Source organism: Nocardia cerradoensis NBRC 101014 (genome assembly GCF_000308535.1).
Classification (GTDB): Bacteria; Actinomycetota; Actinomycetes; order Mycobacteriales; family Mycobacteriaceae; genus Nocardia; species Nocardia cerradoensis.
In genome coordinates, this window is sequence record NZ_BAFW01000068.1 from 26635 (window position 1) to 47020 (window position 20386).

A 20386-nucleotide genomic window follows, 5' to 3' on the forward strand; every position below is an offset into this window, starting at 1 on the left:
CGAGGTTGCCGGCTACGGGGTGGAGTAGCCGATCAGGGCGCCGATCCCGGCGCCGATCGGAATGGTGATCAGGGCGCCGACGCCACCGAGGAAGAAGCCCAGGACCGCACCGATTCCGGCGCCGACCAGGGCGCCGACCCCCGCGTTGTACTGCTTGCGGGCCAGGGTGTCGGAGGCTTCGTCGATGGCCTGTGCGGTGCGCTCGGTCGCCGACTGCGGCGTCAGCGTCAGCGTGCGGCCGGCATTCTCGACGCGCGGGGTGAGGCCGACGGTTCCCGAGGCCGTACGCAGGCCGAGCGGAACCGAGGCCACGGCACGGCCGGCGGCATCGATGAGCGTGACCGAATCACCGGTGACGGTGAAGGATCCGGCGTCCACGGTGGTCGTCAGACCGGTGTGGTCTGCGGTCGGCGCGGTCACGAAGCCGACGCCCTGTTCGACACCGCGCACCGCGATCTCGGAGGCCGTGGCCGGTGCGGCCTGCACGACGCCGGCGGCCGCGGTGGTGGCGCCGACGGCCAGCAGCGCGGTGGCGGCGAATTTCTTGGCTCTCATGATCTTTCCCCACAATCCGTCGGCCCGGCCGGGCCGACATGTCCCCTGTGGCCGGATCTCGGCCGCTCCCATTCTTACCCAGATACCGCGCCGGTGTTCGGTTTCCGATTCGTGCCGACCGAAACATGCTCCCGCACAATAGGTTTGCTTGCCATTCGCCGAAAAAGCGCACTGTCGGTGCTCGTTACGGACAGCGGCATGCGATCGGCACGATTGCCGGCCGGATACTGCGATATTCCCGGCCGCCGATGTCAACCGCCTTCGCCCTCGACTCGACCGACGTCGCCGTTCGCCTTCAACCGCACCGCCGAGGTGACTCGCCACCACCCGGGTCGGCGTCGAGAACGCTCGGAACTGCGCCGATGGTGGCACTGCGACTCGGCCGCCGGACCGCAACCACCACCGTTTCCACCTCCGCTCCCCGTATCGTCGACCGATGTGAGCGACGACGACAGTGCGACGCGCCCGCGATTGCGGCCCTCCGCGATCGGCGATCCCGGCGCGTTCGCCGAACACGTCTGCCACCGGCTCCAGCGCGAGATTCCGGCGTACCGGGGGATTGCCGCATCAGCCCTGGTGCCCTCGATCGCCGACGCGGTGGATCGTCTGATCAGCGCCACTTCGGCCGACCGGCCACTGGACGAACAAGAACTCGCGGACTTCCGTGCGTACGGCGCACTGCGTGCGGAACTGGGTGTCCCGCTCGACGCGATGCTGCGCGGCTGGCAGATCGTGGTGGGGGAGGTGATCGAACGCATCGGCACCTCCGAACACTGGGCGACCCGGCCGGGCGCGGCGCTGATGTCGGTGCTGGCAGCCCTGTTGCGCGCCTCGGACGCGGCTACGGTCGCCTACAGCTCCGGCCATCGCGAGGCCGAGGCACAGATCACCCGCCGTCTCGACACCCGGCGCGACGATATGGTGCGCGCACTGGCCGAAGGCGCGCTACCCGCCGGGGAACTGCGCCGCCGCGCGCAATACATCGGGCTGCGCCTCGACGGTGCGTACGCGGCCTTCCGCGCGATCACCGATGAACCCGAGCACACCGAATGGGAGTTGCGGCAGCGGCCGGGGTTCCGCCCGCCGCGCGGCGTGGTGGCGATCCTGGACCGCGATGTGGTCGGCATCTGCGATCCGCACGACGATTCGGCGCCCTCGGCCGGAGTATTCCTCGGCGTCGGTCCGGCCTGTCCGCTCGAAGGGGTTCCGCGTTCCCTGCGTGTCGCGGGCCGGGTCGCCGAGACCGCCCGGCTGTTCGGCCGAGCGGGCCGCCACACCCTCACCGATCTCGGCGTCCTACCGGCCGTGGTCGGAGACAGCGATGTGGGCAGCGCCCTGCTGCTGCGCTACATCACTCCGCTCGACGACGCCGAGGCCGGCTCGATACTCGACACCGTCGACGCATATATCGCCGCCGGCCTCAACGCCAGCGAAACCGGGCATCGGCTGTACCTGCACCACAACACGGTCCGCTATCGGTTGTCCCGATTCGAGGAGCTGACCGGGGCGTCGCTGAAGGATCCGCACGTGGCGCAGCAGGTGTGGTGGGCGCTGCGCTATCGAGAGCTGAATTCCGGCGCCGCCGAATCCTGAGCACAAGGGTCACAAGTTCATGCCCCTCGATTTTGTGAACTATTACGAAACCAATCGGCCGTGCCGGCGGTTGATCGATAGAGGGACCGGATGCGGCGGCCGATAACCGCCGGTCATCGTCCCGGTATGTCCGTGCGACGCTCGAAAGGCAGAACCGGCATCATGACATTCGCCGATCCGTTCACCGCGGTCTTCGCCGATGCGGTCGAGATGGCCGTACGCGCACCCTCGGTGCACAACACTCAGCCGTGGCGGTGGTCGCTGCGCGAGGAGACCATCCACCTGCACGCCGACGAGTCCCGCCAGCTGACCGTGACCGATCCGGCCCAGCGCGCACTGCTGCTGAGTTGCGGCGCGGCGCTGCACCACATGCGGGTGGCGCTGGCGATGCTCGGCTGGTCCGCACAGGTCGGCTACCTTCCCGACGACAGCGATCCCGACCACCTCGCGGCGATCACGATGCGCCCGCGCACACCGTCGGGGCGCGATATCGACCTGGCCGCGGCGATCGCCCACCGGCAGTCCGATCGCCGCCGCTACAGCACCCGTCCGGTGCCGCAGGCGTTCGTGCGTGAGGTGTCCGCCGATGCCCGCGCCTACGGCGCCGCGGCGCGGCAAATTCCGCCGGAGTTGCGCCCGGAACTGGCCGACGCCGCCCGGACCGCGACGCTACGGCACGCCGCCGACCCCGCCTATCTGCACGAGCTGGCGGTCTGGAGTGGGCGGCACGGGACCTCCGACGGCGTTCCGGCCGCGAACACCCCCGCGCCGCGGCCCGACGACGAGATCGCCAAGCGGCGGTTCGAGTCGCCGGAGCTGGCCGACCCCGCCACCGAGCCCGAGGCCGCCGAATGGCTGGTGGTGTGCACGACCGGCGACGACCGCCTCGCGCGGCTGCGCGCGGGGGAGGCCGTGAGCGCGTTGCTGTTGTCGGCGACCACGCTGGGCCTGTCGTCGAGTCTGCAGTCCGAACCGCTGGCCATGCCGGATCTGCGCGCCGAAATGCGCCGCCACGTGCTCGCCGAATGCGCGTACCCGCAGACGATGGTGCGGCTGGGCTGGCTGCCCTCCGGCGCCGCACCACTGCCGCATACGCCACGGCGGCCGGTCACCGAGGTGACCGCGGCCGCCGTGGCGTACTGATCGCGGCCCGTCAGAGCCCGGCGTCGGCGGCGATCTCGCGGGCGTGGGCGATGATCGCGTCGATGCGTTCGACGGTCGGCGTGCCCGCGGCGGCCTTGTTGCCCGGCGTATCGGCCGCGCGCCGCATCACCCCCTCGGCGATGATCGCGAGTTTCCACAATCCGAGCACATGCCAGAAGGTGAGGGCGTCGCGATCGCGTCCGGTCTCGTCGAGGTAGGCGCGCGCCATCTCGGCTCGATTCGGGAAGCCCGGCAGTGCCGAGGCCGGGAAGTCGCCGCCGATGTCCTCGCCGGGCTGGACCCAGTAGGCGAGCAGACTCCCCATATCCGCGAGCGGATCGCCGAGGGTGGACAGTTCCCAGTCCAGTGCGGCCACCACCGCGCCGCTGTCCCGGGAGGTGATCACGTTGCGCAGATGGAAGTCACCGTGCACCAGCGTCGTTTCCCGTTGCGGCGGAATCGATTCGGCGAGCCGGCGGGTGAGGTCGTCGAGTTCGGGCACCTCGCGGGTGCGCGACTGCTCCCACTGCCGCGACCACCGATTCAGCTGCCGCTGCGCATACGGTTTGTGACTGGCCAGATCCGCCAGCCCCACCGCCTCGAGATCGACCGCGTGGATGCGCGCCAGCGTGTGGGTCAGGGATTCGGCGATGGCCAGGCGTCGCTGCGGGGTCAGCGACTCCGCGACCTCCATGGTGTCCACGACCTGTCCGTCGACGTATTCCATCAGCACCACCGGCGCGTCACAGACCTCGGAGTCGGTGGTGACGGCGATGATTCCGGGCACCGGGACATCGGTGCCGGCCAGCGCCGACATGATCCGCGACTCGCGCACCACATCGTGCGCGGAGGCCAGCAGCCGGCCCAGCGGCGGGCGCCGCAGCACCCACCGGTGCCCGGCGTCGTCGCCGACCAGATAGGTGAGATTGGACTGGCCGAGACCGATGCGGGTGAACGTCGGGACGCCGGTCGGCCCGACGCCCAGCCCATCGATCCACCGGGTGATCGCCGCGGTGTCGATTCCGCGGAGCTGCTGCAGGGTCACGGCGCCGTCCGGAATGCCGCGGGGTGGCCGAGTCGCTGCCCGCCGTCGATGACCATCACCTCACCGGTGATCCATTGCGCCGCGTCGGACACCAGGAACGCGATGGCCGAGCCGATATCGTCGGGTTCACCGATCCGGTCCAGGGCGGTCGCGTCGGCCACCAGATTCTCGTGCTCACGCCACAGCGCTTCGGCGAGTTTGGTCCGCACCACACCGGGCGCGACGGCGTTGACCCGGACCCGCGGGGACAGCTCCAGCGCCATCTGCTTGGTGAGGTGGATGAGCGCCGCCTTGGAGCCGTTGTAGAGGCCGAGGTTCGCCTCGAAACCCATCCCGCCGATCGAGGCGGTGTTCACGACGGCGCCGCCGTGTTCACCCATCCACGCCTTGGTCGCGAGCGAGGTCCACAGGATCGGCGCCCACAGGTTGACGTCGAAGATCTTGGCGAACCGGCCGTGGTCCTGATCGATCACCGGGCCGAACGCCGGATTGGTGCCGGCGTTGTTGACCAGGATGTCGACGCTGCCGAACCGCTCGAGGGTGCGGTCGATGCAGGCGCGCGCGGCATCCTCGTCGACGGCGTGCGCGGCGATACCGAGCGCGCTGCCCTGTACCTGCGCGGCCGCGGCGTCGGCCGATTCCTGATCCCGCGAGGTCAGCACCACATCGGCCCCGGCCGCGGCGAGGGCCTGCGCGGTCGCGAGGCCGATGCCGCGCGAGGCGCCGGTGACGATCGCGGTGCGGCCGGTCAGATCCGCATTCGGCATATCAGTTGTCCGCCTTCACATCTCGATACTTGCGCAGTTCCTGCCGGGCCAGCGTGCGCTTGTGCACCTCGTCGGGCCCGTCGGCCAGCCGCAGCGTGCGCAGATGCGCCCACGCCATGGCGAGCGGGAAGTCGTCGGTGACACCGGCGCCGCCGTGGACCTGGATGGCCCGGTCGACGATCTTCAGGGCGATATTGGGCGCGGCCACCTTGATCGCGGCGATCTCGGTGCGGGCTTCCTTGTTGCCGACGGTGTCCATCAGATAGGCCGCTTTCAGGGTCAGCAGCCGGATCATCTCGATATCGATGCGCGCCTCGGCGATCCAGTCCTGGATATTGGCGTTGGCGGCGATCGGCTTGCCGAAGGTGATGCGCGTGCTCGCGCGCCGGCACATCAATTCCAGTGCGCGCTCGGCCATTCCGATGGCCCGCATGCAGTGGTGGATGCGGCCGGGGCCGAGCCGGGCCTGGCTGATCGCGAAGCCCTCACCCTCGCCCTTCAGCACGTCCTTCAGCGGTACCCGGACATTCTGGAAATCGATCTCGGCATGTCCTTCGCGGTCCTGGTAGCCGAAGACCGGCAAGCCGCGCATGACGGTCACGCCCGGGGCGTCGATGGGGACGACCATCATCGACTGCTGGCGGTGCGGCGCGGCGTCGGGATCGGTCTTGCCCATCACGATCAGCACGGTGCAGTTCGGATGCAGCGCGTTGGAGGCGAACCACTTGCGGCCGTTGAGGACGTACTCGTCGCCGTCGCGCACCATCGACAGTTCGACATTGGTGGCGTCGGAGCTGGCGACCGCGGGTTCGGTCATCGCGAACGCCGAGCGGATCGTGCCGGCCAGCAGCGGCTTCAGGTACTTGTCCTTGTGCTCGTGGGTGCCGAAGAGCGTGAAGACCTCCATATTTCCGGTGTCGGGGGCATTGCAGTTGCAGGCCTCCGGCGCCAGGTGGCTGCGGCCCATGATCTCGGCCAGCGGTGCGTACTCGAGGTTGGTCAGGCCCGGACCCCATTCCGGATAGGGGTGGAACAGATTCCACAGTCCGCGCCGCTGCGCCTCGGCCTTGAGCTCCTCGAGGATCGGCGGCTGGAAGTGCGGATCACCGGCGGCGCGCATCTGCTCGTCGTAGACGGCCTCTGCGGGGTAGACGTGCGAATCCATGAACTCCAGCAGCTGGGCGCGATATTTCTCGGCCCGCTCGGAGATGTCGAACATCGACATGTGATCTCCTGATCGTTGTGAAATCTGGTGTGCGGCTTCAGTTCTCGTCGAGCAGGCTGTGCTGGTAGCGGCGCATGCCGGCCAGCCAGCGGTCGTAGTCGGATCCCTTGCGCCGGTACATCTCGAGCACGCTCGGATGCGGAAGGATCAGGAACTGCTCGGTGTCGATCGCGGCCAGTACCGCGTCGGCGACCTGCGCGGGTTCGAGTACCTCGCCCGCGGCGGTCACCGCCCGGGTCGAGGCCTCGCCGAGCCGATCGCCGGAGTCGCGCCCGGCGTACAGCAGGGGCGTGTCGACCCCCATGGGGCACAGGCAGCTGACTCGAATTCCCTTGTCGCCGTATGTGACCGACAACCATTCGGCGAAGCCGACGGCGGCGTGTTTGGTCACCGAGTAGGTGGCCGACCCGATCTGGGTGAGCAGTCCGGCCGCCGAGGCGGTGCTGACGAAGTACCCCTCACCGCGCTCGAGCCACTGCGGCACGAGCTGGGTGGCGGCGCGGATGTGCGCGCGCACGTTGACATCGAAGGAGCGGTCCCAGTCGGCCTCGGCGACTTCGAGCCCGACCGCACCGGCGATGCCGGCGTTCGCGAAATACAGGTCGACCGGGCCGAACGTCTTCTCCGCCAGCGTGATCAGGTTTGCGATCGCCTCCGGATCGCTGACGTCGGCGCCCGCGCTCACGCAGGCGCCGGGATGCTCGGCCGCCACCGCGTCGGCGACGCTCTTCGCGGCGGCCTCGTCGAGATCGGCGACGACGACCCGCGCGCCCGCGGCGGCGAGGCGGGCGGCGAGCGCACCACCGATACCGCCTCCGCCGCCGGTCACGATGGCCACTTTCTGCGCAACCTGCACTGCCGTACCCCTGTCCCTGTCCGTGATGTCACCTCACCGTAGTTGAGGTCGACGTCAAGTTCAATTTCGGGTCTGCGCGGACGCCGCACTCAGCTGTTGTAGCAGGTCTGCGCCGTGCCGAAGGGTGAAACGGCGAGTCAGGACTTGGCCGGGATACGCAGCGCGTTGACCCACAACCGGGTCGCGGTGTAGGTCAGCTCGTCCAGGTCGACCGGACGGTCGGTGTCGTCACCGCCCACGAAATGCCCGAAGGCCAGGCGGCTCACCATTCCGGAGAGGGCGCGCGAGGCGAGGAGCGGATCCAGCTCCGGATCGGCCAGTCCCCGCCGTTGCAGCGATTCGATACTGCGCGCGTTGCGGTCGATGAACGCCTCGGCGCGGCGCTGGCGCAGCACCCGGAATTCGGGATCGATATTGGCGACCTGTTCCAGCAGACCCATGAGTTTGGCGTTGCGCTGATAGGCCTCGAAATAGGCGCGGTTGCTCGCGGCGACGACCGCGGCCGGATCGTCGGCCTCGGGCACATGCGGCATCCCCGGATGCAACATGTCCTCCTGGGCGATCTCCAGGACCGCCGCGAAGATCTCCTCCTTGCTGGAGAAATACGTATAGAACGTGCCGGAGGAGCAATGGGCCGCGGTCGTGATGTCGACCAGCCGGGTGTCGAGATAGCCACTGGTCTCGAAGACCCGGCGGGCGGCGGCGATCAGCGCCGAGCGGGTGCGCAGCCCGCGTTCGGTGGTCGGCAATTCCCGCAGCAGGGAAGTTCGGGCCATCGACGGCGCCGTGTCCGTACTGCGACCATCCTCGCCGAACTTTCCCATGCAGCAGTTATAGCCGACGCGGCCGATTCGACGGCAGGCAGCCGGATTTGTCGTATTAGGGTCTGTTGATCTTGGAAGTCATCGGAGTGGAGAGTATGTCGAGATTGAGGAAGCTGCTGACGCTCGGGGCGGCAGCGGCGGCGGTTGTGCTCACCGCGGTGCCGGCGCACGCGCAGCAGCAACCCGAGTACGCGCCCACCATGCTGGTGCTGGACGCTTCGGGATCCATGCGGGCCCCGGATCCCGGCGGCGGCACGAAACTGGATGCGGCCAAGGCCGCTGTGCACAGTTTCGTCGCCGCGGCCCCACCGCGGTCGCGAGTGGGACTGACGGTGTACGGGACCGGAACCGGATCGTCGGACGCGGAGAAGACCGCCGGATGTGCGGATGTGCGCACGCTGCGCGGCGCCGACATCCTCGACAGAGCCGCCGTGAACACCGCCGTCGACGGTATCGAGGCCAGTGGATACACGCCGATCGGCGCCGCGCTGCGGGCGGCGGGCGAGGCGCTTCCGAAGGAGGGCCCGCGCTCGATCGTCCTCGTCTCCGACGGCGAAGACACCTGCGCGCCACCGGATCCCTGTGAGGTCGCCCGGGAACTCGAGCGCCAGGGCGCGAGGATCGTGGTGCACGCCATCGGATTCGGTGTCGACGGGCCCGCGCGCAAACAGCTCACGTGCATCGCGCAGCAGACCGGCGGTACGTACACCGACGCCGCCGACGGCACCTCGCTCGAACGCGTTCTGCCCAGGGTGAGCCAGGCGGCGTTGCGCACCTATACGCCGATCGGGGCACCGATTTCCGGCGCCGCGGCCTATCGAGACGCGCCGATCGCGGCGCCGGGTCAATATCTGGACACGATCGCGCAGCACGAAACGAAGTACTATGCCCTGGACGTGCCGCAGGGTGCGATGGCGTACTTCAGTGCGACGGTTGCCTTCCCTCATGTGCGGCAGAAACAGTCCGGCAACGACAACAGCGTGTTGTACCTGCGGGTCTACGGCGAGGACGGCAAGGACTGCAACGTCTTCGGGTTCGAGCAGGTCGTGAACACCAGTGACGGTGTGGCCTTGACTGTCACCAAGGCGTGGGACGGCGCGACGAAGACCGACTCGGGATCCGACAGCGCCGCGAACGCGTGCCGCGGCGGCGGTCGCTACTACTTCGCACCAGAGTGGCACGGCGTCGCCGACAACATGCCGCAGCAGATGCCGATGGAGTTGCTGTTCGGAATCGAGCCTGCGGCCGACGACCCCGGCCCGCCCGCGTCGACCACACCGACGGCATTCACGCCACCGGCCGGCAGTACCGTCGCGGTGACGGGAGGTGGATCGTTCAATGCCGCAACCACATTGGAAGGTTCCGGCAGCTATTCCGACACCCTGCAGCGTGGCGAGTCGGTGTTCTATCGGGTACCGCTCGGATGGGGGCAGGGTCTCGCCTACCGGGTGAATTTTTCGGATTCCGACAAGCACGGACTCGACGGGCTGTCACGGGCCACGACCACGCTGTACTCGCCGATTCGCACCGAGATCGATCACGACTTCGCCGGTTACAACGGAGAATCCGCGGCGATGCCGGCCGGCGATCCGCTGGCCACGCTGCCGATACGCTACAGCAATCGCACGGCCGGGGCCGGTAAGGGCACCGAACAGAGCCTGGCGGGTTGGTACTACATCGCCGTCTCCGTCAGCGCCTCGAATGTCGAAGGACTCGGTGCGCCGGTCCCGATTCGCCTGGATGTGACCGTCGGCGGGGCCCCCGAACCCGGACCGCATTACGAATCCGCCACGGCGAAAGGCATATTCGGTGAGCACGAGACGCAGTCACCGGACGCGTCGTCCTCGGCGAACAGCGGCGGCCGATCGCCGGCATCGGCCGCCTCGGAATCCGGCGACGGGGTTTCGTCGACGGTCCTCGTCGCCGTCATCGCCGGTGTCGTCCTCCTCGGACTGCTTCTCGGCGCGCTGGTGGTGATACGGAGCCGCCGCAAGAAGTCGCGCCCCTAGGGCGCCGCTACCGAGGAACCGCGGGAATCGAGGGCCGGTCCGTGATCGCTTGCCGGTGATCACGGACCGGCTCACCTGTTTCGCCGCACCACCACGTGTGCCAGGGTTTCGAGATCGCCCCGGGCGATACCGGACGGCAGCCCGGCCAGTGCGGAACGCAACGCCCGGTCGGCGTAGTCGCGGGTGAGTTCACGGCCACCGGCGGCAGCGACCAGTTCGGCCGCACGCGCTACGTCGACCGTGGTCATCGGCCGCGGCTCGTTGTACAGCCGGGCCAATTCGCGGCCCGCGTCGGTATCGGAGGCCAGTGCGCACACCACCGGGAACGACCGCTTCCGTGCGGCGAGGTCGCTGAGCGCGGGTTTTCCGGTCACCGCCGGATCGCCCCAGATGTCGATGGCGTCGTCGACCAGCTGGAACGCGAGCCCCAGATTGCGGCCGAAGGTGTTGAACGCGGCCACCGTCCGCGAATCCGCACCCGCGCACAACGCGCCCAAGGCGCACGAACAGCCCAGCAGCACCGCGGTTTTGCCCGCCGCCATGGACAGATAGTCCTCGACGCTCACATCCGGCCGGGTCTCGAAATCGCAGTCCTGATATTGGCCGTGGCACAGCGTCGCGGCGGTGCGGGCCAGCCGGATCACCGCCGCGGCGCCGGTCTCCTCCGGCACCCCGCCGTCGGAGAGCACGGCGAACGCCAACGCCTGCAACGCGTCTCCGAGCAGCGTGGCATTGGTGGTGCCCCACACCCGCCAGACCGTGGGCCGGCCGTGACGCAACGGATCGGCGTCCATCACATCGTCGTGCACGAGGGAGAAGTTGTGCAGCAGTTCGACCGCCGCACCGGCGTGGACGGCATCGGCGGCCGGGGCGCCGCAAGCGGCCGCGGCGGCCAGGGTCAACGCCGGGCGCAAGCCCTTGCCGTGCGCACCGGCGCGCAGATTGCCCTCGGCGTCGCACCAGCCGAAGTGGTATCCGGCCATCCGGTCCAGGGGGTGACCGAGCGTCGCGACCGCGGCCCGCAGGACCGGAGCGATCGCCGTGCGGGCATCGGCGAGCAAGGCGCCCGCAGAGCGCACACCCGGTGTGGCATCGGTGGTGGCGCGTGGGCGGCGCCCGGGTTCGCGGGGGAGCGCGCAATCCTTGCGGTCCGGTGCTGGAAGACGTTGTTCCGGAGGGTAGGTGGTGGGTTTGGATGATCGCATTTCCGGCCCCGCTCGCTAGGGCACAGCCGCCGCGCCCGCTCCGCGTCGCGGTCGGCGGTGCGTGAAGTATTCATCGTCGCACCGGAACCCGCGGGCCGGGCGGTGGCCCGGGTTGCGTTTGCGCAACGCCCCGCGGATTCGCCGTCAGGTCAGGGGTGCGCCGTGTTCGAGTGCCTCGCGCGGTGCACTGGTGTAGCGCGCGGCCTGATAGTGGTAGTCGAAGTTGGCTCGGACATACCGGGTGTAACAGGTTGCGGTGCTGAGGATATCGGCGCGCTCGCGGCCGGACAGGCCCGCTGCGTCGAGCTCGGCGGGCAGCGCATCGATGCCCGTCAGCATCCGGCGCACACATTCGGTGAGCATCCGGTCGACCACCTCGACCGCCTGTTTCCGGTCGAGGCCCTGCTGCCGTTCGGCCAGCAGCACCGAGTTGTACAGGTACTCCGAGGCCTCGTCGGAGTCGATGGACAGGATGTCGTTGAACAGTCCCATATGTTCGACCGACGCCTCCCGTATCGCACGCAACGCCGGCAGGCCGCGCGCCGCCGCGCACAGGTCGACGCCCTCCGCGATCTCGCTGATATCGAGAAATACGTACAGCGCCACGGAATCACGCCGGTGGGCCCGATAGTCGTCCAGATCGGGATAGCGATCGGTGAGCCGCCCGATGCTCTCGGTGTAGTAGGTCCACAACCACGCCGAGAGCTCGGTGCGCACGGCATGGCGCCACTGGCTGGAGCGTCCGGCGCACAGTTCGCGCCAGAGTTCGGCGAAGGCCACCGCGAGCACCCCGCGCGGTTGCGCACCGTATTCGAACACCTCCTCCAGTTCGGTGATGGTCGCCAAGGTCCGTGCCGGGTCGGGAATTTCGATGTCGAACTGATCGTCGACGATGAAAGCCCACGCGGTGAATCGGCTCAGCAATCCCAGCGCGTCCACCCCGGCGTACGGGCACCACAGCGCGTACATGCGAGCCGGCCGGGTCCGGCGCATGCGCCGGCGAGTCGGCTCCGAGGGAACCAGATCACAACGTTCGAGCCAGGCCCACATGACCTGCTCGGCCTCCGATTCGGCGGGATTGGCCCCCTCCGAATCGAACGGCATGAAGAACTCAGTTACATGCATCGAAACCGCCTATCTCGCAAGCAGTTTAACGTGAAGGCGGCAATCCGGGCATTCGGTTTGCGATATCGGGTCCACCCGGTGTGACGACAAGGCGAAGTGCCACAACGGATTCGGATCGATCTCGCGCCTGACGATGATCGAGCTATCGATTCGACCGCGCAGGCGCCGCACCGCGGGATATCCATGGCGGGGAGTCATCCGTTACGGGAGCATTCGTCGGGCGATCGCCGACGAGCGGTGCGGAATACCATTCGTGCCCGCGGCCGAGATCGGCGCGCCGATGTATCCGCCCGGCGGCAACAGCCGCTCGATCGCCACGCACGAGCCTCGGCGCATACCGTTGACAGCCGTCCCTGGGCTACGGACAACTCATGACCCCCTCGTTCCGCCGCCCACCGCCGAGTTTACGGCAGGCTAGCCCAATGGGTTTCGACGCCGTCGACGGGATCACGAGCTCATTTCTACGCGTCCTCGAGTGCCAGCATGCCCGCCAGCAGCGGGTCCCAGGTCGAGGCCGGAAGTTCGTGCCCGATGCCCGGCAGCGGAAGCAGTTCGGCGCCCGGGATCTCGCGGGCCATGGCCTGCCCGTTGCCGTACGGGAAGAACGGGTCGTCGGTGCCGTGAACGACGAGAGTCGGCACGGTGAGCTCGCCCAGACGCTCCCGCCAGCGCTCACCGGCCTCGACGAACGCCAGATTGAGAACGCTGGAGCCCATGTCGGTGGTGCGGTCGACCGTGCGCCTCGCCTGGTGCCGTGCCTGCTGTTCGTCGAATCCGCGTGCGCCGGACAGTGTCCGGGCTTGCTCGACGCGATAGTCGATCACGGCGGCCCGGTCGGACCAGTCCGGGGCGGGTGTCGCGGCGAAGAAGCCCATGATCCGGTCGGAGTGTTCCGGCAGATCCGGATCCGCCGGGCCGGGCGCGGTCGGACGGGTGTTGATCAGGGTCAGGGCCGATACACGGTCGCCGTGGTCGAGTGCGGCGAGCTGACAGATCCATCCGGCCACCGAGAAGCCCACCAGGTGGGCGCGCGGCAGTCCGAAGACGTCCATCAGCCCGACGATGTCGCAAACCAGGTCACGCAGGGTGTAGCCGGGGGAGCCGGTCGGATAGGCGCTCGACCGGCCGGTGTCGCGAATGTCGTAGCGAAGGACGAACCGGCCGGCCCGGGCCAACCGGTCGCAGAATTCGTCTTCCCAGAACAGTCCCGACGTGGACGGCAGCACCACCGGAGGCTGTCGCCGGTCTCCGAAGGTGGTGACACACAGGTCGGCGTCACCGACGGTGACGAGGTGTTCGGGCGAGCGTTGACCATGAAGCGGCACGGCGACTCCTCTGCGTTTGCGTCTGCTGAGGAGACTCCTTCCGCACCCGAAACTCATCGGCCGCCCGGTAGGGCTCGCCGCGAGTAGATCCTAGGCGGCGCGGATCTGCGGTAATCCCCATTCGGCGGCGAGCAGTTCGTGTGAGCGCAACCGGTCCTCGTGCCGGTAGGTGACGCTGGTGACGACGAGTTCGTCGGCGCCGGTCAACTGCTGTAGCGCGGACAGCCGTTCGGCCACCGAACCCGGTGCTCCGACGAACTGGGTGGTGACGCGATCGTGCACCAGGCGCTGCTGCTGTTCGGTCAACGCGGGCGCGGTGTCGGGATCGAGGTATTCGGCGGCGCCGGCGCCACTGCGGATGCTGTAGACCCAATGGCCGTAGGTCGAGGCCAGGTGGGCGGCGGTCGCGTCGTCGTCGGCGACGACCACATCGGCCGACACGATCAGATAGGGCCGGTCGAGAACCGCCGACGGCCGGAAGGCGGCGCGATACGCCTCCACCGTCTCCACGATCGTGCCCGGGGAGACGTGGTAGTTGGCCGCGAACGGCAGTCCGAGCCGGCCCGCGAGCTGAGCGCTCTCACCGCCGGAGCTCCCGAACAGCCACAGCTGAACCTCGGCGCCCTCACCCGGAACAGCATGCAGCGCAATACCTTCCGAGCTGCGGTAGTTCCCGGTCAGCAGATCGCGGATCTCGCGGACCTGACGGCCGTAGTCCAGCGGCTGGGTACCGGGCAGTTGCAGCGCCTCGAAACTCGCCGCCAGCCGGGCGGTATCGAGCAGCCGCCCGGAACTGAACGGCGGCGGGATCACGACACCGTCGCGCACCCGGGTCGGACGGTCGGGCGCGGGCACCGGTTTCACCCCCGCCGAGCGCACCTCGGCGATCCGATGCGCCGAGCGCCCCAGGCCCAGATCCAGCCGTCCCGGATACAGCGCGTCGATGGTGCCGAACGCCTCCACCACCGCCGCGGAGGTGTGGTGGCCGACCTGCACTGCGGCCGAGCCGACCCGGATGGTGTCGGTGGCGGCCGCGATCAAGGCGATGAGCGTGGTCGGCGCGGAGGAAGCCACCGCGACGAAATGGTGTTCGGCGACCCAGAATCGGCGATAACCCCACGACTCGGCGTGGCGGGCCAGATCGACAGTGTTGCGCAGCGCCTGCCGCGGTGTGGACCCGGCACTGATAGGGGAGAGATCCAGAATCGACAACGGCACGGTCATGACGCTCGCACTCCTTCGCTGCCGCGATGCGGATGGCGCAGCCCCAGATGTTCGCGCAGGGTTACACCGGTGTATTCGGTTCGGAAACTGCCCAGGTCCTGAAGTTCGGGAACGACCTTGTCGACGAATTCGTCGAGTCCGGCCGGCGTGAGATGGGGGACGAGCACGAAGCCGTCGGCGGCGTCGGACTGCACGTATCGATCGATCTCCGCGGCGACCTGAGCGGGCGTGCCGACGAACTGCTGGCGCGCGGTCACCTCGATGATCAGTTCCCGGATGCTCAGCTTCTCGGCTTCCGCCTTGGCACGCCAGGCCTCGGCGATCGCGCGCGGGTCCTTGGCGTGCCGGACACGTCCACGGGTGATGTTCGCGTTGTCGACCGGATCGATCTCGGGCAGCGGGCCGTCGGGGTCGTAGCCGGAAAGGTCACGGCCCCAGACCTGTTCGAGGAAGGCGATCGCCGTCTGCGGTCCGACCTGCTGCAGCCGGATCTCCCGCGCCCGCTCCTGCGCGTCGGCGTCGCTGTCACCGAGCACGAACGTCGCGGCGGGCAGGATCTTCAGATCGTCGCGCCGGCGGCCGTACTTCGCGAGCCGGGTCTTGATGTCGGTGTAGAACTGGCGCCCGTCCTCGAGTTCGCCGTGGCGGCTGAAGATCGCATCGGCCTTCGCGGCGGCGAATTCCCGGCCCTCCTCGGAATCACCGGCCTGGATCTGCACCGGATACCCCTGCGGGCTCGCCGGCAATCCGTAGACGCCCTCGATATCGAATTGCGTGCCGCGATAACTGAATCGGGGCGCCGGGCCGCCGAACACACCGCGTTCGCGGTCGACGACCGGCGCCCCGCCGGCGCGACTGTCCCAGATCGCGCGGGTCGCGTCGACCACTTCCGCCGCGCGCACGTAGCGCTGCGAGTGGTCCAGATAGCCACCACGCCGGAAATTCTCACCGGTGAACGCGTCGGACGAGGTCACGGCGTTCCACGCGGCCCGCCCGCCCGACAGGTGATCCAGACTGGCGAATTGCCGTGCGAGTTCGAAGGGTTCGTTGAACGTGGTGTTGATCGTGCCGGCCAGGCCGAGATGGGTCGTGACCCCGGCGAGCGCGTCGAGCACGGTGAAGGTGTCGGGACGGCCGACCACGTCCAGGTCGAAGATCCGGCCGCGGTGTTCGCGCAGGCGCAGCCCCTCGGCGAGGAAGAAGAAGTCGAACAATCCGCGCTCGGCGGTGCGCGCCAGGTGAACGAAGGAGTCGAACTCGATCTGGCTGCCCGATTCCGGCACGCTCCACACCGTGGTGTTGTTCACCCCCGGGAAGTGGGCGGCCAGGTGAATCTGCTTGCGTACCTGTTGTTTCGGCATCCTCATCCTCGGGCGACTGCGTAGCGGTTGGCGGGGCGCGTCAATCCGATGCGGGCGCGCAGGCTGCGTGCCGGCCGGTCGAGCGCCGCGGTGAACGCGGGCACCGCCAGGGGCCGCAACACCAGACCGTCGGCTGCGCACTCGCGCTGGGCCCGGTCCAGCAGTGCGCGCAGACCGTCGGCGGTGCCGAGATGGCGCACGGTCGCGGGCGGGGCCGCCGGGCCCCAGGCGTCCAACTGGTCGAGTTCGGCATGCGCCCGGTCCTCGGTCGCGGCCAGATGCACCTCGACGTCGAGCAGGATCCGCACCTCGTCGGGGGACCGCCCGGCCGCGGCGACCGCGGAGCGCAGCCGGGTGCGCAGGGCGGCCGCTTCGTCGAGGTCGGCGGCTCCGACCCGGATCAAATCGGCGCGGTGGACCGCGAGGCGGGTACTCGGGGGCGACTCGGCGCGCACCGCGATCGGCGGCTGCCCCTGCGGCGGGCGAGGCGTGATCGAGGGACCCTTGACCGAGAAGTTCTCGCCCTCGAAGTCGATGTAGTGCAGCCGGTCGCGGTCGATGAAGCGGCCGGTCGCGAGATCGCGGATCTCGGCGTCGTCCTCCCAGCTGTCCCACAGCCGGGTCACCACCTCGATCGCCTCGTCGGCCTCACGCCACAGCGAGGCGTCGTCCTGCGGCTGTTTGCGGCCGAACAGGGTCGTCTGCTCGGCGTCCGCGGAGACCGCGACCTCCCAACCGGCCCGGCCGTAGGTGGCGTAGTCGAGGGCGGCGATCGCCTTGGACACATGGAACGGTTCGGTGTGGGTGACCGTCGCCTGCGGGATCAGCCCGATGCTCCGGGTCGCGGCGGCGGCGCGGGCGGCGAGCGCGATCGCGTCGAGCGGGCCGTAACCGTGCGCGTCCACACCGAAGGTGTCCGGGAGGAAGACGAAGTCGAGTCCGGCCCGGTCGGCGGCGGTGATCGCGTCGAGCCAGTAGCCGGGCGTGAACAGCTCCTCGGCGCGGGAGTCGGCCCGCCGCCACGACGCCGGGTGGATACCCGTGCCGGACAATTCCACCCCGAGCAGAGGCGGGAACGACGACATGCGAAGGCGTCCTTTCGATCGACAGGAGAGACACCGCCGGATCGCGGTTCACGGGAAGCGGAGATGTCCCGCGATCGCCGGATGGGCAGAAGCTCAAACTATGAGAAATCGCCTGCGGCGTCAGCACTCTCGATCGCGGTGAATTCTATTCTTGCGGCGGGCGGCATCGGCGGGGAGCCGCGACGGCAAGAAGGGCTCGGATACTGCAGGCCGGCGTTCGTGACCGCTTCCGGAATTCCGGAGCCGCGGGCTCCTAAGGTGGCGGCATGTCCGACAACGAGCGGAATACCCCGGCCCCGGTGCCGGTGGCCCCGACTGGATGGCGCGGCCACTGGCACCGATTCCGGCACTCGCCGTATCTGCCGGCGACGGTGCTGGTGTTCATTCTGGCGATCGCGGCCGGACTGTTCGCCGGCTCCTACACCTATATCCTCGCCAATCCGACACCGCACCGGATCCCCGTCGCGGTCGTCGATGCGGGCAGCGCGGTGCCGGCGCCCGACCAGCGCTTCCTCGACACCATGGATCAGGCTCTGAACGGCTCCCTGCATCCGCTGCACTACGACACTCCGGCAGAGGCGCGCGAAGCCGTCGAATCGCAGCGGGTGTTCGCGATCCTCGATGTGCGCACCGCGGAGCGGATCCCGGTCGAAATCTCGGGTGCGTCCGGATCGTCGGTGGCCCAGGTGGTCGTCACCGCGGCCGCCGAGGCGAGCCGCCAGACCCGGATACCGATCGCGGTGACCGATATCAATCCGCTGCAGCCGGGCGATCCGCGCGGATTGGCGATCTTCTACATCACGCTGGCGGCGGTGATCATCGGCTTCGTCGGTGCCATCCAGCTCGGTGTGCACGCCGGTGCGTTGAGCGCGGTGCAGCGGATCGCGTTCACCGTCGCCTATGCCCTGCTGGGCGGGTTCGCCATCGCCGCCGTGGTGGATTGGTGGCTGGGCGCGCTGACGCTGCCGTTCCCGCAGTCGTGGGGAATTCTGACGTTCACGATGTTCACCTCGGGCATGATCTTCTCGATGTTCAGCGCCCTGTTCGGACGCTGGGCGATGATCCCGACGTGGGGCGTGATGGTGCTGCTGGGCAATCCGTCCTCCGGCGGCGCGGTGTCGTGGCCGCTGCTGCCGTCGGTACTCGGCGCGATCGGCCGCTGGCTACCGCCGGGCGCCTCGGTGAACGCCCAGCACACCGCGGTGTATTTCTCCGGCCACCAGCACATATTCCCGTATCTGGTGCTCGCCGGGTGGGCGCTGGTCGCCTCCGCGGTGTTCTGGGTGTGGCGGGACCGGCACGCCGGCGCGCGCGACCCCGACCCGGCCGATTCCGACGAATAGTGCGCTACCTCAGGCGGACCGTTCGATCACCGGCCGCGCGAACCCGCCCGGCACCGCGGCGAGCAACTCGCGCGTGTATTCGTGCCCGGGGTTGTCGAACAGCGTTGCGGTGGTCGCTGTTTCGACGATCCGACCCTGCCGCATCACCGCGACGCGATCGCTGATGCGGCGCACCACGGCCAGATCGTGGGAGATGAACAGATAGCTCAGCTCCAGTTCGGACTGCAGCCGCTCCAGCAGCGCCAGGATCTGCGCCTGCACCCCGACATCGAGTGCCGACACCGGCTCGTCCAGCACCAGCACGTCCGGCCGCAGCGCCAACGCCCGCGCGATCGCGACACGCTGCCGCTGCCCACCCGACAGCCGCTCCGGGCGCCGGTCCGCGACCTCGCCGGGCAGAGCGACCTGTTCGAGCAGTTCGGCGACCCGGGCGCGGCGTTCGCCGCGATCACCGATCCCGAAGGCCTGCAACGGCTCCCCGACGATCTTCGCGACACTGAGCGTGGGATTCAGCGACGTGTACGGGTTCTGGTACACCACCTGGACGCGGCGGCGAAACTCCCGCAGTCCCGCGCCGCGCAACCCGGCGACATCACGCCCGTCGAAGCGGATGCTGCCCGCATCGGGTGCGGACAGCCTCGCGAGGATACGGGCGGTGGTGGTCTTGCCGGACCCGGATTCGCCGACCAGCGCGAGTGTTTCGCCGCGATCGAGATCCAGTGACACGTCGTCGACCGCATCCGTGCGCACGCCGCGCGCGATCCGGAAACTCTTGCGCAGACCGGTCGCCACCAGCAGCGGTTGTTCGGCACGCGGGCGCGCCCGGCGCACCGCGGTCTCGGCGCTCGGCGCGGCGGCCAGCAACTCGGCGGTGTATTCGTGCTGCGGATCGGTGAGAACGGCTGTGGTGGTGCCGGTTTCGACGATCCGGCCGTGGCGCATCACCACGATCCGATCCGCCCGGTCCGCGGCCACCGCGAGATCGTGGGTGATCAGCAGTACCGCGGTGCCCAGTTGTGCGGTGCGATCGGCGAGGTGGTCGAGGATGCGGCGCTGCACGGTGACGTCGAGGGCGCTGGTCGGCTCGTCGGCGATCACCAGGTCCGGTTCGCAGGCCAGCGCGATCGCGATCAGCACCCGCTGGCGCTGCCCGCCGGACAGATCCTGCGGATACTGCCGTGCTCGCACGTCCGGGCGGTCCAGGCCCGCGTCGGTGAGCAACCGCACCGCCTCCAGCCGCGCCGTGCGCCGGTCGGCCCGCCGATGGATGCGCAACACCTCCGCCACCTGATCGCCGATGCGCTGCACCGGGTTCAGCGACGTTCCGGGGTCCTGCGGGACGAGTCCGATGCGCGCCCCCCGCAGGCCGCGCAGGGTGCGTTCGGACGCGGTGTCGAGCCGGTGGCCGTCGAAGACGATTCCGCCGCCGGTTACTTCCGCCGACTGCGGCAGCAGGCCGATCACGGCATGGGCGAGGGTGGATTTGCCCGAACCCGATTCGCCGACCAGCGCGACGGTCTCCCCGCGCGCGATCTCCAACGTCGCATCGGACACCGCGTCCACCGAGATGCCGCCGTAGCGAACGTGCAGGTTGTCGACGCGCAACAAGGTCTCGTCGCTCATGGTCGAACCTCCTGTGTGGCTCATCGGTCCTCGTGTCTGGCGGGACACCCGCACCCGGTCGGACCGACGAGAGGCTGC

General features: G+C 69.1%; 17 protein-coding genes. 4 read left to right on the forward strand and 13 right to left on the reverse strand.

What is annotated here, in order from left to right; translation table 11 throughout:
• Positions 1-12: 12 nt before the first annotated feature.
• Positions 13-555 carry a DUF8020 domain-containing protein gene (locus ON23_RS08585; RefSeq protein ID WP_039777345.1) on the reverse strand — a complete coding sequence of 181 codons (543 nt, stop codon included), beginning with the start codon at positions 553-555 and terminating at the stop codon, positions 13-15.
• Positions 556-993: 438 nt separating this feature from the next.
• Between ON23_RS08585 and ON23_RS39565 the strand changes: the two genes are divergently transcribed.
• Positions 994-2148, forward strand: a complete 1155-nt coding sequence (locus ON23_RS39565) for a PucR family transcriptional regulator (protein WP_039777347.1) — start codon at positions 994-996, stop codon at positions 2146-2148.
• 162 nt (positions 2149-2310) lie between these two features.
• Complete coding sequence (locus tag ON23_RS08595; protein WP_039777379.1) at positions 2311-3291, forward strand: Acg family FMN-binding oxidoreductase; 981 nt, start codon at positions 2311-2313, stop codon at positions 3289-3291.
• Positions 3292-3301: 10 nt separating this feature from the next.
• Here ON23_RS08595 and ON23_RS08600 read toward each other — a convergent pair whose 3' ends face one another.
• From ON23_RS08600 to ON23_RS08620, 5 genes are all read right to left on the reverse strand, one after another.
• Positions 3302-4297, reverse strand: a complete 996-nt coding sequence (locus ON23_RS08600; protein WP_373282178.1) for a phosphotransferase family protein — start codon at positions 4295-4297, stop codon at positions 3302-3304.
• 35 nt (positions 4298-4332) lie between these two features.
• Positions 4333-5103 (reverse strand): SDR family oxidoreductase, encoded by a 771-nt coding sequence (locus ON23_RS08605; protein WP_039777350.1) that lies wholly within the window; start codon positions 5101-5103, stop codon positions 4333-4335.
• A gap of 1 nt (position 5104) precedes the next feature.
• Positions 5105-6328 (reverse strand): acyl-CoA dehydrogenase family protein, encoded by a 1224-nt coding sequence (locus ON23_RS08610; protein ID WP_039777353.1) that lies wholly within the window; start codon positions 6326-6328, stop codon positions 5105-5107.
• A gap of 37 nt (positions 6329-6365) precedes the next feature.
• Positions 6366-7184, reverse strand: coding sequence for an SDR family oxidoreductase (locus ON23_RS08615; RefSeq protein ID WP_039777355.1), 819 nt, complete (start codon positions 7182-7184; stop codon positions 6366-6368).
• 137 nt (positions 7185-7321) lie between these two features.
• Positions 7322-7960 carry a TetR/AcrR family transcriptional regulator gene (locus ON23_RS08620; protein WP_036501446.1) on the reverse strand — a complete coding sequence of 213 codons (639 nt, stop codon included), beginning with the start codon at positions 7958-7960 and terminating at the stop codon, positions 7322-7324.
• A gap of 143 nt (positions 7961-8103) precedes the next feature.
• On the opposite strand from ON23_RS08620, the gene ON23_RS08625 reads away from it, so the two are divergent.
• Entirely contained in the window at positions 8104-10017 is a 1914-nt protein-coding gene (locus ON23_RS08625; protein WP_039777380.1) for a vWA domain-containing protein, read from the forward strand.
• Positions 10018-10088: 71 nt separating this feature from the next.
• Here ON23_RS08625 and ON23_RS08630 read toward each other — a convergent pair whose 3' ends face one another.
• From ON23_RS08630 to ON23_RS08655, 6 genes are all read right to left on the reverse strand, one after another.
• Positions 10089-11222, reverse strand: coding sequence for a polyprenyl synthetase family protein (locus ON23_RS08630; protein ID WP_083903778.1), 1134 nt, complete (start codon positions 11220-11222; stop codon positions 10089-10091).
• Between the two features lie 144 nt (positions 11223-11366).
• The gene (locus ON23_RS08635) at positions 11367-12347 is read right to left on the reverse strand and encodes a terpene synthase family protein (protein ID WP_063821235.1); all 981 of its coding nucleotides are present in this window, start codon (positions 12345-12347) and stop codon (positions 11367-11369) included.
• 461 nt (positions 12348-12808) lie between these two features.
• Positions 12809-13672, reverse strand: coding sequence for an alpha/beta fold hydrolase (locus ON23_RS08640; protein WP_039777359.1), 864 nt, complete (start codon positions 13670-13672; stop codon positions 12809-12811).
• A gap of 90 nt (positions 13673-13762) precedes the next feature.
• Entirely contained in the window at positions 13763-14896 is a 1134-nt protein-coding gene (locus ON23_RS08645; RefSeq protein WP_039777361.1) for an LLM class flavin-dependent oxidoreductase, read from the reverse strand.
• Positions 14893-16257 carry an NtaA/DmoA family FMN-dependent monooxygenase gene (locus ON23_RS08650; protein ID WP_039777362.1) on the reverse strand — a complete coding sequence of 455 codons (1365 nt, stop codon included), beginning with the start codon at positions 16255-16257 and terminating at the stop codon, positions 14893-14895. The genes ON23_RS08645 and ON23_RS08650 overlap by 4 nt, the downstream gene beginning before the upstream one ends.
• Before the next feature lie 2 nt (positions 16258-16259).
• Positions 16260-17342, reverse strand: a complete 1083-nt coding sequence (locus ON23_RS08655; RefSeq protein ID WP_039777364.1) for an LLM class flavin-dependent oxidoreductase — start codon at positions 17340-17342, stop codon at positions 16260-16262.
• A gap of 266 nt (positions 17343-17608) precedes the next feature.
• On the opposite strand from ON23_RS08655, the gene ON23_RS08660 reads away from it, so the two are divergent.
• Positions 17609-18685 (forward strand): ABC transporter permease, encoded by a 1077-nt coding sequence (locus ON23_RS08660; RefSeq protein ID WP_051042263.1) that lies wholly within the window; start codon positions 17609-17611, stop codon positions 18683-18685.
• A gap of 9 nt (positions 18686-18694) precedes the next feature.
• Here ON23_RS08660 and ON23_RS08665 read toward each other — a convergent pair whose 3' ends face one another.
• Positions 18695-20332 carry a dipeptide ABC transporter ATP-binding protein gene (locus ON23_RS08665; RefSeq protein ID WP_051042265.1) on the reverse strand — a complete coding sequence of 546 codons (1638 nt, stop codon included), beginning with the start codon at positions 20330-20332 and terminating at the stop codon, positions 18695-18697.
• Positions 20333-20386 lie beyond the last annotated feature (54 nt).

Coding starts and splice junctions, on each gene's coding strand:
- ON23_RS08665 (WP_051042265.1), bottom strand. CDS start 20,332: ATGAGCCACACAGGAGGTTCGACCATGAGCGACGAGACCTTGTTGCGC.
- ON23_RS08585 (WP_039777345.1), bottom strand. CDS start 555: ATGAGAGCCAAGAAATTCGCCGCCACCGCGCTGCTGGCCGTCGGCGCC.
- ON23_RS08605 (WP_039777350.1), bottom strand. CDS start 5,103: ATGCCGAATGCGGATCTGACCGGCCGCACCGCGATCGTCACCGGCGCC.
- ON23_RS08625 (WP_039777380.1), top strand. CDS start 8,104: ATGTCGAGATTGAGGAAGCTGCTGACGCTCGGGGCGGCAGCGGCGGCG.
- ON23_RS08645 (WP_039777361.1), bottom strand. CDS start 14,896: ATGACCGTGCCGTTGTCGATTCTGGATCTCTCCCCTATCAGTGCCGGG.
- ON23_RS08660 (WP_051042263.1), top strand. CDS start 17,609: ATGTCCGACAACGAGCGGAATACCCCGGCCCCGGTGCCGGTGGCCCCG.
- ON23_RS08595 (WP_039777379.1), top strand. CDS start 2,311: ATGACATTCGCCGATCCGTTCACCGCGGTCTTCGCCGATGCGGTCGAG.
- ON23_RS08650 (WP_039777362.1), bottom strand. CDS start 16,257: ATGCCGAAACAACAGGTACGCAAGCAGATTCACCTGGCCGCCCACTTC.
- ON23_RS08635 (WP_063821235.1), bottom strand. CDS start 12,347: ATGCATGTAACTGAGTTCTTCATGCCGTTCGATTCGGAGGGGGCCAAT.
- ON23_RS08655 (WP_039777364.1), bottom strand. CDS start 17,342: ATGTCGTCGTTCCCGCCTCTGCTCGGGGTGGAATTGTCCGGCACGGGT.
- ON23_RS08620 (WP_036501446.1), bottom strand. CDS start 7,960: ATGGCCCGAACTTCCCTGCTGCGGGAATTGCCGACCACCGAACGCGGG.
- ON23_RS08610 (WP_039777353.1), bottom strand. CDS start 6,328: ATGTCGATGTTCGACATCTCCGAGCGGGCCGAGAAATATCGCGCCCAG.
- ON23_RS08630 (WP_083903778.1), bottom strand. CDS start 11,222: ATGCGATCATCCAAACCCACCACCTACCCTCCGGAACAACGTCTTCCA.